The 15305-nt window shown below is 48.1% G+C and carries 11 protein-coding genes and 1 pseudogene; 10 read left to right on the forward strand and 2 right to left on the reverse strand.

The features are described 5' to 3' along the window. The first annotated feature begins 65 nt into the window (after positions 1–65). Positions 66–1519, forward strand: a pseudogene (locus tag H6A32_RS16985) (IS5 family transposase). A 103-nt stretch (positions 1520–1622) separates the two neighbouring features. Here H6A32_RS16985 and H6A32_RS02210 read toward each other — a convergent pair. Continuing rightward, positions 1623–2966 (reverse strand): RuBisCO large subunit C-terminal-like domain-containing protein, encoded by a 1344-nt coding sequence (locus H6A32_RS02210; RefSeq protein ID WP_204863644.1) that lies wholly within the window; start codon positions 2964–2966, stop codon positions 1623–1625. A gap of 231 nt (positions 2967–3197) precedes the next feature. On the opposite strand from H6A32_RS02210, the gene H6A32_RS02215 reads away from it, so the two are divergent. The 5 genes from H6A32_RS02215 to H6A32_RS02235 all read left to right on the forward strand — a co-directional run bounded on the left by H6A32_RS02215 (position 3198) and on the right by H6A32_RS02235 (position 8241). Continuing rightward, positions 3198–4196, forward strand: coding sequence for a sugar-binding transcriptional regulator (locus H6A32_RS02215; RefSeq protein ID WP_204863645.1), 999 nt, complete (start codon positions 3198–3200; stop codon positions 4194–4196). A gap of 200 nt (positions 4197–4396) precedes the next feature. Beyond that, positions 4397–5353: a 2-keto-3-deoxygluconate permease gene (locus tag H6A32_RS02220; RefSeq protein ID WP_204863646.1), complete on the forward strand. Its 957-nt coding sequence runs from the start codon at positions 4397–4399 to the stop codon at positions 5351–5353. 15 nt (positions 5354–5368) lie between these two features. Beyond that, positions 5369–6574, forward strand: a complete 1206-nt coding sequence (locus tag H6A32_RS02225; protein ID WP_204863647.1) for a four-carbon acid sugar kinase family protein — start codon at positions 5369–5371, stop codon at positions 6572–6574. Between the two features lie 20 nt (positions 6575–6594). Continuing rightward, complete coding sequence (gene pdxA / locus H6A32_RS02230; RefSeq protein WP_346342224.1) at positions 6595–7572, forward strand: 4-hydroxythreonine-4-phosphate dehydrogenase PdxA; 978 nt, start codon at positions 6595–6597, stop codon at positions 7570–7572. Between the two features lie 21 nt (positions 7573–7593). Then, the gene (locus H6A32_RS02235) at positions 7594–8241 is read left to right on the forward strand and encodes a histidine phosphatase family protein (protein WP_204863648.1); all 648 of its coding nucleotides are present in this window, start codon (positions 7594–7596) and stop codon (positions 8239–8241) included. A gap of 635 nt (positions 8242–8876) precedes the next feature. Here H6A32_RS02235 and H6A32_RS02240 read toward each other — a convergent pair. Further along, a complete protein-coding gene (locus tag H6A32_RS02240) occupies positions 8877–10331 on the reverse strand; it encodes a hypothetical protein (RefSeq protein ID WP_204863649.1) in 1455 nt (484 codons plus the stop codon). Between the two features lie 653 nt (positions 10332–10984). Here H6A32_RS02240 and H6A32_RS02245 point away from each other — a divergent pair. The 4 genes from H6A32_RS02245 (at position 10985) to H6A32_RS02260 (ending at position 14933) form a co-directional block, all read left to right on the forward strand. After that, on the forward strand, positions 10985–11155 hold the full coding sequence (locus H6A32_RS02245) for a hypothetical protein (protein ID WP_204863719.1): 171 nt from the start codon (positions 10985–10987) through the stop codon (positions 11153–11155). A gap of 171 nt (positions 11156–11326) precedes the next feature. After that, entirely contained in the window at positions 11327–11839 is a 513-nt protein-coding gene (locus tag H6A32_RS02250) for a recombinase family protein (RefSeq protein WP_204863650.1), read from the forward strand. A 2-nt stretch (positions 11840–11841) separates the two neighbouring features. Further along, positions 11842–13233 carry a recombinase family protein gene (locus H6A32_RS02255; RefSeq protein WP_204863651.1) on the forward strand — a complete coding sequence of 464 codons (1392 nt, stop codon included), beginning with the start codon at positions 11842–11844 and terminating at the stop codon, positions 13231–13233. Next, positions 13230–14933 (forward strand): recombinase family protein, encoded by a 1704-nt coding sequence (locus H6A32_RS02260; protein ID WP_346342225.1) that lies wholly within the window; start codon positions 13230–13232, stop codon positions 14931–14933. Before H6A32_RS02255 ends, H6A32_RS02260 begins: the two co-directional genes overlap by 4 nt. Positions 14934–15305 lie beyond the last annotated feature (372 nt).

Below are 15305 nucleotides of genomic sequence, written 5' to 3' on the forward strand. Positions count from 1 at the left end.
AGTGCCTGCTTGATTTTTCTTGCAGGTTATACCTATATTTCCTACAAAAAGGAGCCGAATAGAGTATGTATAAGCCAGTTGATAAACTTCAGCATTCTTTCCTTGATTTCAATCAGCCACTGGGATTGAAGATGAATCCGGAAAACAGATGGATCCGTCTGGCTGACTCTATCCCCTGGGATGAATTGGAGCGCAAGTATGCTGATTTGTTCCCGAGTGATACGGGTAATGTCGCAAAGCCGCTGCGCATGGCGCTGGGCTCCCTGATTATCCAGAAAAAATTCCAATTCTCTGATCGGGAACTTGTAGAGCAGATCACCGAAAACCCATATCTGCAATACTTCATTGGCCTGCCCGGCTACCAGGATGAGCCTCCATTTGATTCAAGCACGCTGGTATTATTCCGGAAACGCCTGGACGTAGATGCCATCATGGATGCAAATGCCTATATGTTTGACAGCAAGAAGGATGACAACCATACGCCTCCCTCAGACCCGTTTTCGGATGGCTCATCCTCTGCCCTGGATAAGACAGATCCTGGAACAAAGGAAAATCAGGGTACCCTGATCGTGGACGCCACCTGTGCACCAGCCAATATCCACAGGATATCTCGCTTCTCAACGAAGCGCGGGAGAAACTGGAAAGCATCATTTTCCGCTTTTGTAAAGAGTATGGACTAACACTTCCCAGACGATATGCCAGGAAGGCACGGAAAGATTACCTTGCTTATGCAAAATGCCGGAAGCATACCGGGAAACAGACAAGGAAGGCAATTAAAAAGCAGCTTTCCTATGTCCGCCGTGACCTGGATTATGTGGATCGTTTTATGTCAGAGGGATACGCTCCTGTGAAAAAGGAAATCCCTTTGCTGCTGACGATTATGGAACTTCACAGGCAGCAGCAGTACATGTATGACCATAAGGTTCACAGTGTTCCCGATCGGATTGTCAGTATCCATCAGCCCTGGATCCGGCCGATTGTCCGCGGGAAGGCGAAAACAGCAACGGAATTCGGGGCCAAACTTGATGTAAGTATTGACGAAAGAGGGTATGCCCGAATAGAGCATATATCCTTCCGCGCATACAATGAGAGCCAGTATGTGCAGGAGGCAGTAGGCCGGTATTACAAACGGACCGGACATTATCCGGAAAGGCTGTTGGTGGATCAGATCTATCGTACCCGAGATAACAGAGCATTCTGCAAACAATACGGGATAAGGATGTCAGGGCCGAAGCTGGGACGGCCATCGGCAAAGCAACAAAGCGGAAAGGAAAAGAAGCAGGAATATCAGGATAACACGGATCGGATTGGAATAGAACGTGAATTCAGTTTGGAGAAGCACAGCTATGGGCTGGGGCTTATAACCACAAAGTTGGAGGCGACTCAGCTCTCATCGATCGCATTATCTGTATTCGTGTCAAATCTTTTCAAGATGCAGAGAAGGATTCTCTGCGCCTTTATGGAGAAATGGGGATTGTTCCCCTCTCCAGCAGAGCGCTTTGTTATAATACTGGCTTAATCAGCAGGCACTAACTAAAAAAGAAATAGGAAATAAAAGGAGAGAAAGCGTTTCGCTTCCTCTCCGATAATCATTGGCAGATAATTTTGATCTATAAAAGGATTTAGATTGCGTAGAGATCCTTGCTGTGATCTTCTCCGTAAAGTCCCCATTTGTCCAAAGCAACTTCCAGCTCTTTGCATTCTTTTGCTTTTTCCCTGATCGGAACATCGTTCATGACTGCGTCGATAGCATTTCTAAATGCAATGGCTCCAGCTCTTGGTCCCATCGGATGAGCGTGGATTCCAGCGCCTACACCCAGCAGTACATCCGGACCACAGTCGTCCATGAACTTCGCAACCAGTCCTGGTACGACGCCGCCGCCTACGAATGGAAGCATCGGCTTGAGGTCATAGAATTTTGCCTTGGAAGTATTGATGTTTGTAATATAGTTATCAAACGTATTGTCAAATTTTCCATATGGCGGCTGAGTCAGGTAAATATCAGCTCCGCTTAAGCGGACAAGCTTGTTGACAACTTTTGAGCTCATTCCCTGATAAGGTGAGCAGGTGAAAGCGCCGTTGAAGCAGGAGTGTGCAAGGATCGGAACGGTGATCTCCGGATCCTCTGCCAGCATACGGCATGCAGAGTAGCCGGTACCGTGAATATCAATCATGATACAGTTTCCGCCATTATTGATGACGGTCATAGCGTTTTCTTTCAAACGGCTGACTTCATCAGTGATGTTGCAGGCGTACATGGTGTTTTCACCTTTGATGGCACGTGCCCGTTCTACTGCGTCCATATTTCTCTTTACACGTTCGCTTAAGTCATTGAACTCTCTGGTTCCGCCAATCAACTCATCGTCTTTGATGATATCAACTCCGCCGGCAGCTGCCTCGAAGAAAAGTTTTTCTCCGACTTCTGGTGTATAACCGGTACAAGGTTTGATCATGTTGTTCAAAAGCGGGCGGTCATAAGCCTTCAGGATGTCACGGATTCCGTCAATACCAAATTTTGGTCCCTGGAAAGCGTCTGTAAACTTCTTCGGAAAATCAATGTCAAGCAGTTTTAAGTAAGGCATGGACATGATGTTTCCGGCGATGGATCCGATCAGAAGAGGAATATTGTTCTCAATGTTTGCTACCGGATATCCGATACGAACGATGTAAAAACGAAGTCCGTCCGGAGCTACATCCAGGTTTACGTTTGTCTGGTTCTCATAGTTAGGAACCTCGTAAACACCGATGATCTTGGAGCAGTATTTTGCGCGCATCTCGTCGGTTTCAGCCGGAACGTCTACCCAGGAACCGGTAGTCTGCTCGATACCGATGCTGACTGCTTTCAGAATAGCGCCTTCTTCCTTTGCTGCTCCGATCAGATATGTGGCAACGCACAGATCATCAATGTCGCAGCCTTCATACAAAGGATTTAAAAGTGGATTGTAGAATCTGTTCTGTTGGATCATAATGAATACCTCCTAAATTATAATCATATTGGATTGTAGTTAAAAGAACGTTTGCTCGAACGATCTTTGTATCTTTAATATACCGTATGAGAAAAAAATTACAACATAGAAAATATTTTCGCACACATAAATCTGAAGCGCATGTAAAAATATTATTTATATTGAAAATATTTTTACGAAGGTCTATGATAGGGTATATATAGAAAAAACGGGAACGGGAGGTGGCCGTTTATGAAGACGGACAAGTATGATCAGTCAACGTTTTTGGTATTAAAGGCAGCTTATCTGTACTATATATCAGAGAAACCTCAAGGAGAGATCGCAGAAGAGCTGGGAATCTCTGTTACAACGGTGTCCAGGCTGCTAAAAAAGGCAAAGGAGGAAAAGATCATAGAGTTTGTGATCCGAGATCCGCTGGTACAATGCTTGGAAATGGAAGAGCGTCTGGAAAAGATTCTGGGAATCAGCGAGGTGGTCATTGCGCCGGCGGTCCGGCTGGAAGATGGTCTCAGCGTGGCGGACGACCCGGAAAATGTGAAGAAGCTGGTGGCGCTGGAGGCAGCCAGATATCTGCAAAGAAAGATTCATGACGATGATGTAGTGGGATTTACATGGGGCAGTACCGTCTATCAGATGATCAATTATCTGAACCCGGCTCAGAAGGTGGCTGCTGAATTTGTCAGCCTGCATGGAAGTCTGGCACATAGCGTTCCGGAATGGGACGTCAGAACTCTGGTAGACCGGATTGCGAAAGCATTTTCCGGGAAAAAGCATACCCTGCTGACCCATACGCTGATGCGGTCGAAAGAGACGGTGGAGCTGTTAAAGGAAGAGTCTAACATTGCAGAGGTCTATGAAATGTTTGATAAGGTCAATATCGCCGTCAATGGGATAGGAGTCTTTTACCCGGAGACAACAACGGTACTGGCAAGGCCGGATTATCTTCCGCCGGAGGATCTTAAGGAATTACGAGAAAAAGGAGTTGTAGGAGACATTGCCATCCGCTTTTTTGATAAGGATGGAAAAGAGTGCGATACTTCTTTGAAGGACCGGACACTGTCTATTGATCTGGAGGTTTTCAAGAAGATTCCTAATAAGGTTACGCTGGCGTCAGGAGTGCAAAAGGCTTATGCTGTCCTCTCGGCGGTCAAAGGAGGATTGGTGGATACCTTGATCGTGGACAGCAATCTGGGAACCAGATTGCTGGAACTGGCACAGACAGAGCTCTAGGAAAGAGAAGAGGGAAAAGTGTGAATCGAAAGAGCTGAATTTCAGAAAATGAGATTCAGCTCTTTTGGGATAGGGATTATTTTCTTTGCAGGGAGTGAGTGAAAACATTTTCAATCTATGAAAATATTATCACCGCTTATAAAATATAAAGTAAAGATAAAACGACCGGTTGTTAAAAAAAATTACGGAGGTTTTACGCCATGATTATGAATTTTTTAAAAAAGGTGCCGGCTGGTATGATGGTAGTCCCATTGATCCTCGGATGCCTGGTAAACACGTTTTTCCCTGATGCGCTCCAGATCGGAGGCATCACAACGGCGACTTTTTCCAGCGCGGGCAGCAACTGTGCGTTGGGAATCCTGTTATTCTGTATGGGCACGAAACTTCAGATTCGTGAGATGCCGGCGGTAATCAAGCGGGGAGGCCTGCTTCTTTTGGCTAAGTTTGTCATCGGTGCGGTTCTGGGAATCGCTATCGGAAAATTCTTCGGACCGGCTGGCGTGCTGGGAATTTCCAGTATGGCAGTGATCTGTGCGGTAACCAACAGCAACGGCAGTGTCTATTATGCATTGATGCAGACTTATGGAGACGATGTGGACTGTGCCTGTATGCCGATCCTTGCCATCAATGACGGACCCTTCCTGACACTGGTTGCTCTGGGAGCTTCCGGACTTGCGGATATTCCGATCATGAGCCTGGTTGCGGCACTGGTTCCGGTGCTGGCAGGTATGCTTCTGGGCAATCTGGATCATAAGGTGACCGATTTCTTCGGACCTGCCGGAGATGCGATCATCCCGATCATTGGATTCTGTCTTGGAGCCGGCATTAACTTGAAGAGTGTGCTGGAAGGAGGCGTTTCCGGAATTGTCCTGGCATTTCTTACAATCTTTGTGGGCGGTGCGTTCATCTGTCTGTGTGACCGCTTGATCGGCAGGCGTCCAGGATATGCAGGCTGGGCAGTTGCCACTACAGCTGGAAATGCGGTTGCCGTACCGGCCGTGATCGCTACGGCAGACCCGGTGTGGGAACCATTTGTAGCCACGGCCACCATCCAGGTAGCGGCATCCACCGTGCTGTCTGCGTTGATCGTACCTTTTATTGTCAGCTGGTGGGCAAAGAAATTCGGTTGTCCGAAGTTTCCGAAAAAGACATCGTAAATTGGAGGAATCAATATGGCAAGATTCTTGATGGTGGCAGACGATTTTACCGGATCCGGCGATGCAGGCGTTCAGATGTCGAAAAATGGAATAGAATCCTATATAGCCTTTGACGCAAAAAGCATTGATCCGAAAAAATCTTATGTAATCGACACCGAATCTAGAAATATTCCTGCACAGGAAGCATATGAAAAAGTAAAACAGATTTATGAAAGTGTTCAGCCATATCAGTATGACCATTATTATAAGAAGATTGACTCAACACTCAGAGGAAATATCAAAGCAGAGCTGCAGGCGGCCGATGAGGTATTAAAGCCGGATCTGATTGTCTTCAACCCGGCAAATCCAGATTCCAACCGCACCGTTGTAGACGGAATCCTGATGATGAACGGAGTCCGCATCTGTGAGACGGAGATTATGCGTGATCCGTTGTGCCTGGTACAGCAGGACAATCTGCGTATTCTGCTGGAAGAAGAGCTTGAGGAGCCGATACAGTATTTTACGCTGGCTCAGATCCGCAATAAAGATTTAAAGCTGGAAGGCCCCAGAATCCTGACATTTGATGTCCTGGAAAATGTGGACTTAAAAAACGTGGTGGAATTCGTGCTCCAGCAGAAGAAACGGGTTTTATGGGTGGGCTCTGCCGGCATGGCAAATGCTTTGTTTTCTGCTTTGAATCCAGGATATCCGGTGCTTGGCATCGTGGGAAGCATCAGTGAGACATCCCGCGGCCAGGTGCGTGTGGCGGTGGAAGCCGGAGCAAAGCTGGTAGAACTAAATGTGGCAGATCTGATTCGAGGCGGAAGTATTGCCCCTGTGGCAGAGGAAGTAGTGGAAAGGCTGAAGCTGGGGCAAGACGTCATCGTTGTCAGCGCAAAAGAGCAAGCGGATTATCTGGACGCAGTAGACGCCGGGAAGAAGTCCGGGATGACCCGTCAGGAGGTAGCGCAGTTTACGCAGAAAAAGCTGGGAGAACTGTCCGTAGAGATCCTGAAACGTGCGAAAGTCTGTGGATGTATTCTGACAGGAGGAGATACAGCAATCAGTGTCCATGACCATAACCATGCACATGGAGCAAAACTGATCCAGGAAGTTTTCCCCATCGTGGCGCTGATTGAGCTTGATGGAGGAGATTCTCCGGGACTTCGCTGCATCGTAAAGGGCGGTTCCATCGGAACCCCAGATACGATTGCGGAGGCAATCCGGTTTTTCAAACAATGACAGAAAGAGGGATGTAAACCATGAAAATCATAGGAATTACGATGGGCGATCCGGCGGGCGTCGGCCCTGAGATCGTTGTAAAGGCGCTGGCGGACAGCCAGGAATTTGAAGCGGATTATGTTGTATATGGAGCGGCAGATATTCTGCAGCATTATATAGATCAGCTGGGGCTTAATTGCAAAGTGAAAGAAATCAGCCAGGTGGAAGAGTATGAAGAGGGCGCAGTGAATGTCATTGATCCGATTCATCTGACAATGGATCAGTACCAGATTGGCGCGTTGTCGGCAAAATGCGGCGATGCTGCCTACCGGTATATCGAGCGGTCAATCCAGGATGCGCTGGCAGGAAAAATCGAAGCTGTCGTAACTGGACCTTTAAATAAGGAAGCATTGCATATGGGCGGTCATAACTATGACGGCCATACAGAAATATTTGCGACCTTGACTCACACGAAAGATTATGCCATGATGTTTTATGGCCCATTGAAAATCATGCATGTTTCGACCCATTGTTCCCTGAGGGAGGCATGTGACAGAGCAACTAAGGAGCGGGTGCTTACCTGTATCCGGCTGATCTGCCAGGCACTGAAGAGAACCGGGCTGGAAAATCCATACATTGCGGTGGCTGGGCTGAATCCCCACGCAGGAGAGCACGGATTATTTGGAACAGAAGAAATTGACCAGATCATCCCGGCCATTGAAGAGGCAAAGGCGGAAGGAATCAATGTTACAGGACCGATTCCTCCAGATACAGTATTCAGTAAGGCGCTGAATGGAGTCTATGACGGCGTGATCGCCATGTACCATGACCAGGGACATATTGCGGCCAAGATGCAGCATATGAGCGACTGTGTTAACTGTACCATCGGCCTTCCGATTATCCGGACTTCTGTCGATCACGGAACAGCCTTTGATATCGCAGGAAAAGGGATCGCAGATGGGAAAAATATGAAACAGTCCATGCATGTGGCGGAAGAATTTTTGAAAGCAGAAGAATAGCGGCGGCAGATGGAGGGGACGATGCAGATTTATTTTGTCAGACACAGTGAGACCCAGTGGAATGCACTGGGAAGACTGCAAGGGGAAAGTGATGTTCCCTTAAGTGAACAAGGAAAAAAGCTGGCGGATATCACCGGCGCGGCATTGGAAAATGTCCCCTTTGACATCGCATATGTCAGCCCCTATATTCGAGCAAGACAGACCGCGGCTCATCTTTTGCGCCGGCGGCAGATCCCGGTCTTCGAAGACGAAAGGATCCGGGAAATCACCTGGGGAAAATGGGACGGCCTTACGGCAAAAGAGATAGAAAAAATGGGAAAAAAAGAAGAGTATCAGCTTTTTTATACGGATCCCTTCCGGTTTCAAGGAGCGCCAGACGGCGAGACAATCCGGCAGGTCTGTCAAAGAGGCAGGGAATTTCTGGATGATCTGACAGGCAGGAAGGATCTGTCAGAGAGCACAGTTTTGGTGGTGACACACGGCTGTGCAGTCCGGGGAATCCTCAACCATCTATATGAAGATCCGAAAAATTTCTGGCAGGAGGGAGTGCCGCCCAACTGCGCGGTTACGGTTGTGGAGGCAAAGGGAGAAACGCTGAAAATCATTGAAAAGGATCAGATCTTTTATGATCCATCACAGATTCGGAATCATTATGTGCCAGAACCATAAAATAAGCGCTTCGTCTGAGTAAGACGGAGCGCTTGCTTTTTTTATGGTGCGCCTGGCGGCGCACGTTTCTTAAGGGTGTAAGTCCCAAATCCGCCCGGTAGCGGGAAGGATATAGCCGAAGGCAAGGGTGTCCATCGTGAGGTGGAATCTGAAGGAAGCCGGATGTGGGGAACCTACTAACCCACGGGCAAACCTCTGGTCTGACGGACAGAAATCGCATATAAGGCTGTACATGAGGGTGAGTCTGCCATACAAGATGAAGCCCAATAGCTACACGGAATCATGTGCAGTAGATGCGGCAGATGGATGGAGGGAAAGAGACGTGTGGTACCCAGGGAGGTCTGTGCGGAATGCTTTGAAAGGAGTAAGCATTATCGTGAGATAGTGTTGAGCGCACAGAAGTCAGCAGAGGTCATAGTAGCTGCATGCAGCGAAGGACTGAATCAATGGGAGTCTCAAGTACGAAATAACTTCTCGGAATTTCAATGGATGAGATTCCAACCGAAACTTGACAACTGAATATCGTGCAGGAAAAGAAATTTACGAGAAATGGATATAAACATTGGACATAGCGGATACTATGCCTTGAAAAATTTTATGGAGTCTTTTAAGATATCATTGTTAGGCGGTCAAACCTAAAAATGATTCTTGAAATGCCTCGACTGATGGCATTTCCCAGGCATCAAGATGCCGTAGAGGCGGCAGTACCACATCTTTGTAGAGCGGTGCCTGCCGTCTTCTAATTTATAGTCCTCTTTCTCCCGCTTATTGGAGCGTTCCACGGAAGTTCTTCCGTCATATTCCTTTTCCCACGCTTTGCTGTCCCTTGGCGGTATGTTAAATAACCTTGGATTGTCATCGGTAAAGATGTGTACGGTCCTTCCGTATTTCGCCGGCGAACAGGGCTGTTCACAAAAGCAGCCACGTTTTCGGTTTGCTTTTGGACATCGGTATTTCGCCCGATGCTTGGCAGCCTCATATCCATCTTTATGCATACGTAAGCCCATCTTACAGATCGGGACGCCGTCCTTATCAATCGTGAAATCGTCCTTATACGTAAAGTGCCCGGTATGACCGGGATTAAGATCGATAAACGGAGTGATGTTTTCCCGTCTGCAGTATTCATAGACAGCATAAGCATCGTGAGCGGAATCCAGAAGAAGTTTCTCAATGCGGAATTCCGGAAGATATGCTTTCATCGTAAAAAAGGAATGCAGGAACGACAGCATGTCATGCCGGGAAGCACGTTCCAAAAGCGGGAATACGGGGAGGTCACTGTGGGAATCGGATGCCACATACATGTAGAGGTGATAGCCGAAGAAGTAGCGTTCCCGGTGTGAGTCCCATCCCCAGTTGGAGTCCGGCTGGGAATAATGGCGTTTGCAGCTGCAGGAAGAACAGCCTTTTTCCTTACAATCGCAGATCCGCTTTTTACGCTGCTGTGCAGCAGTCCGGACAGGGGTGCCGTCACCGGCAAGAGCCAGATGGTCTGGATCGATCAATCCTTTCTGAACAGAACGATCCAGGAACTGCTGATGATAGAGTTGGAAAATAAGGGAAAACGGATTTTCCGGTTTGAATTTCCAGCGTTCCAGCAAAGGAAGAAGTTTGGATGCGGTACTGGAAGAATCGCAGGGAGTCTTATCGCCCTTCTTTTTCCCTTTGGGTGGCTTCATCTTAGGGAAGCGGTCCCTGGGAGAAAGGTTGTTATTGTCATTTTGCCAGATACGGGAAAAGAAATCATAAAAAGTGCCGACACCCGGGGTATCTCCGAAGGAGAAACCGCTGAGGATGGCATAAAGAGGAGTTTCCCTGAGCATACGGCACCAGCGAGTGATGGAAGTGACTTTCAGCTTTAAAGCCAGCAGATAGGAGCGCAGCATGCAGGAAGGGAGCCGTGGTTCCGGACCCAAAACAGAGTAACACTTCTGCATAATGGAATCCGTCTGAGAAAGATCCAGATACCAGAACTGCACGATATAATCCCATGTGCTTTTCGGAAGTGCGAAGGGATCAGGATAAAATTTAAGGAAATCGGATACGAAAGTATCCTGATAGGCGGCATGTCCGCCAGGATTAGTAGGTAACAAAGAAATCGCCTCCAGTCGATTGAAATAAAATATAATCAATCGGCTTCGCCGCAAATTTTGAGCGATTTGTCAAGCGTTTTTTGAAAAAAGTGGGTGATTTTTTTGAGATAGGGGTCGGAAAGCCTTATAAAATCAGGGCTGAAAATTCCGAGAAGTTATATTAATGATACGGAGGAAAATTTAAAAGGAATTCTGGAATATTGCGTGGCTGCGGGCGTGAAAGGTATTGTAAATTTTGGAATGGGTGTTACCCTGCGGGAGGGAAACCGGGAATACTTCTATCATGCCCTGGATCAAGTATTTCCGGGATTGTCAGAAAAATACCGGAATAAATATGGATATGATTATGTAATAAACAGCCCGAATAGCAAACACCTTCTGCATATCTTCAGAGAAACCTGCCGTAAGGCAGGAATAATGTATCAGACAGATCAAATTTTTAGTTATCTGAAAGATTTTCCGGAAAAAAGTGAATATTGGCAGATCAGTCTGTTCGACAATAAATAAAATCTTTAGAACCCGTTGGAAAAATGTGCCGACGGGTTTCTTTTTGTGATTTTTGGCGGGAGGGTAAATATAACTGTTTTTTCTTTGCCTGTGACATGAGGAAACAAAGCAGGGATGCTCCCTGCGGCAAGGGAGGCGGGAAACTCATGGAAAGACGGGAACTGGTCAGCACAGGCACGTATACGCAAAAGCAGGCAGATCTGAACATGGAGCGCTGCGCCGAGTTTATGGCGCGGATGATCCAGAAGTACGGCGCTGAAATATTGAAAGAACTGGACGAAGAAAAGACGCAGAGCTCTGCAGAAAAAACATCCTGAAATCACGTCCTTACAGGCAGTCCTCCGGGCTGTCGCTTTTTCTGTGCGTTCCGCATAGTTCTTCGCAGGAAACTTTATGCGTTCTGCGAGTTGGCGGGGATACAGGACTCCGATATATTAATCATACAAGGAGAAACCGTGTGACGGTGAGCAACCGAAAGAGGTGAGGATGTGAAAAAGAAATGCTACATTTACACCCGGGTTTCCACGGCTGCTCAGACAGAGGGATACAGCCTGGAGGCCCAGCAGGAACGCCTGCGCCAGTACGCGGAGTATAAGGGGCTTGAAATCGCGGGCGAATACTGTGACGCCGGAAAGTCCGGGAAGAGCATTGCCGGAAGGCCTGCCTTTATGGAAATGATGGAGGACATCGCCAGTGAAAAGGATCAGGTCTCTTATGTGCTGGTATTTAAACTGTCCCGCTTCGGGCGGAATGCTGCGGATGTGCTGAAATCCATCCAGACGCTTCTGGACTATGGCGTGGATCTGGTGTGCGTGGAAGACAGCATTGACAGTTCTACCCAGGGAGGAAGGCTGACCCTTGCTATCCTGTCCGCTGTGGCGGAGATTGAACGGGAAAATATCCGGGTGCAGTTTATGGCCGGACGGATGCAGAAGATGCTGGAAGGAGGCTGGGCAGGCGGACCAGCGCCTTTCGGATACGGAATGAGGGCGGCAGACTGACAGTGGAACCGGGGGATGCGGAGATTGTCCGGCTGATCTATGAAAAATATCTGGAGCCGGAAATGCGGCTGACCACAGTGGTGCGGTGGCTGAATGACCACGGCTATCGGAGGATTTCCCGGGGAATCTCCTGCCCTTTTAACAGGGACTTTGCTGCCCGTGTACTGGATAATCCCTTTTACTGCGGGAAGATCGTATATTTCCGCAGGGCGAACAGAGGGAAGGAGGAGAAGGATCAAAGGGAAGAAATCACAGTCCGGGGAAAGCATGAGGCAATCATCCCGGAAGAAATGTGGGAAAGGGCGCAGGCTAAGAGGCGACAGGGAGCTGTCCGCTATGAAAAGGATGAACCGGATCGGATCAGCATGCTGTCCGGCCTGGTAAAATGTCCCATGTGCGGGGCAGGGCTGGTGATGAAAAAGAGCAAACGGGTCAATCGGAACAGAGGCGGACATTACAAGTCAATCCATTATTACGCCTGCCGGTATTACCGGAAATCCGAAGGGCGGCGATGCGGTTTTCATCATACCTATAATCAGAAGAATCTGGATGGCGCCGTAATGGAGATTCTTGGGCAATTGACGCGGACAGAAGAATTCCAGAAAGCTTTTGCGGAGGCTGTTGGAGATTCCTCATCTGAAGAGGCTTTGGAGGGACAGCTGAAAGACCTGCGCAGGAGGCTGCACAGCCAGGAGCATCTGAAATACAAACTGGGCGGGGAACTTGACCATCTGGATGTCCTGTCGGATGGGTATGACAAGGCCTATGACGCTGTCCAGGAGAAGATTGACGCCGCCTATGACCGGATCGAGCAGCTGGAGGCAGAAATCGGGAAGGTGAGGAAGAAACTGGCCGCGGTTCGTGAAGGGATCCATTCTTCCGGACAGATCAGCCGGATCCTGGATCATTTTGACTGTCTTTACAGGAAGATGACCTGTGCGGAGCGGCGGGAGCTGTGCCGGCAGTTTATTGAGCGGATTGAGGTTTTCCCGGAAGAACAGGAAGATGGAAGGATCCTGAAATCCATCGCTTTCCGGTTCCCGGTTTTCTATGACGGGGAAACGGCACCCGGGGATCCGAAACTTCCGGATGAAATGGTATCCTTTCAGCTGGACTGCCGGAAACTGCCGGTGACCGTACCGGAAGCGAAAGCAACCTATGCGGAGATCAAGATGTATGTTATGGAAAAGGCTGGACTGAAAGTATCTTCCCTGTATATCGCTCAGATCAAGCGAAAATACGGTGTAGAGATGGGAGAGAATTATAATAAGCCGGAGAATCCGAAAGCGCGTGTCCCGAAATGCCCGAAGGAGAAGGAACTTGCGATTCTGGACGCCCTGAAGTATTTTCGGATGGTGCCGGAGACGGAAGAATATGAGGAGGCGGAAGCGTGAAGAAGAAAGAAAAATGCTATCTTTATATCAGGGTATCTACCGCCATGCAGGTAGACGGCTACAGCCTGGACGCGCAGAAGGATCGGCTGGTGAAATTCGCGGAGTTTCAGGGGATGGAGATCATCAGGGAATACTGTGATGCCGGAAAGTCTGGGAAGAGCATTATCGGAAGACCCCAGTTTCAGAAGATGCTCCAGGATGTGGCGGATGACCGGGACGGGGTGAGTTATATTCTGGTATTCAAATTGTCCAGGTTTGGCAGGAACGCCGCGGATGTGCTGAATTCCCTGCAGTATATCCAGGATTACGGCGTGAACCTGATCTGTGTGGAAGATGGGATTGATTCTTCCAAAGACTCCGGAAAACTGACCATTACCGTGCTGTCCGCGGTCGCTGAGATTGAGCGGGAAAATATCCTGGTTCAGACGATGGAAGGACGCAGGCAGAAAGCCAGGGAAGGAAAATGGAACGGCGGTCAGGCGCCTTTCGGGTATTTTTTGGATTCCAAAAACAGCACGCTGATCGTGAACCCGGAAGAGGCGGAGATTGTGCGGCTGATTTTTGAAAAATTTGTTCATACGGACATGGGAGCGGATTTCATCAGCAAGTATCTGAATCAGCATGGGTATTCCAAAAAGAAGCTCCGGGAGCAGGAGGTGAATTATTTTACCAGGAGCACAATATTGAAAATTTTGGATAATCCGGTCTATGCAGGCAAGATTGCTTACGGCAAGAATGCAACAGAAAAGGTGAAAGGGACAAGGGATCAGTACCGGCGGGTAAAGAAGGATGATTATCTTCTGGCAGAGGGACTCCATGAGGCGGTCATTGACCAGGAAACCTGGGAGGCGGCCAGATCCAAGCGCAGGGTGACAGGCGTGAAATGGAATAAAACCCACAGCCTTGACCATGAGCATATTTTATCCGGGATTCTGAAATGTCCGGTCTGCGGTTCCGGTATGGCCGGGACGGTGAGAAGGAGAAAAAATAAGAAGACCGGAGAGTATAAGGACGATTTTTATTACAGGTGCCAGCATAGGAAGAAGATTGATGAAGATCATTTCTGCGATTTTAAACCTTCCCTGAACCAGGATGAGCTGAATGGGGAAGTGGTTCAGATTATCCGTGATATGGTGGCGATGGAAAAGTTCCGGGATTTCATCCAGGACAAGCTGCATGAGAAGGTGGATGTTTCTGCTCTGGAAGAGGAACGGGAACTGGTGAAGGGGGAGCTTGTGCAGGTCATGGGCGCCAAAAAGAAGCTGGTGCTTATGCTGGATAAGCTGGACGTGAATGACCGGCATTATGAGCGGAAGTATCAGGATATGCAGGAACGCCTGGATAACCTGTATGACCGGATCTCCGGGCTGGAGGAGATGCTGGCGGATGTGGAAGCGAAGATTTCCGCATCCTGCGGTGAGCAGATCACCGGAAAACAGGTCTATCAATTCCTCCTGGAATTTGATAAGATATATAGAAAGATGACGGATCTTGAAAAGAAGGAATTCATGAGAACGTTCATCAAGGCAATCGAGTTGTATCCCGAAAGGGATGACAGCGGGCGCATCATAAAGCAGATCAGCTTTAAGTTCCCGGTGTATTATAACGGCTGTGAAGGCGATACAATTCGGTTGCTCAACGAAAACACAGTCGAAACTGTCGTGAAATTATGCCGGAAAATCAAGGCGTCCGGAAAATAGTTTCCTGATTAAAAATGTGCATTGTGTTCATTCTGGCATTACTGACATTCGTTTTTACGTTTATCAGATAATGTTTTAAGCATAGAAAAACCACCCCGAAACTTTGGCTGAGTGAAAAGGTGGTAATTTCTATGTTGCTATTTACTTCACGAGGTCAACCACTTTGTGGACGGTTGTTCCTTTTTCTATTTACAATATAGCATATCGGTTTTTAATGTTCAAGGGGAAATTGGCGGTAGGCATTGTCTGCATTTCACCTGCCGTTAGCAAAACCTGTCTTGTTATTTGCGGTTTAAAAATCTTAAATCTTACTTGACTGTAAAGTCCCTTTACCCCTTATAATTTAGTTATCATAACAAGGGAGGGCCATGA

The organism is Drancourtella massiliensis (genome assembly GCF_016900655.1).
GTDB lineage: Bacteria > Bacillota > Clostridia > Lachnospirales > Lachnospiraceae > Sellimonas > Sellimonas catena.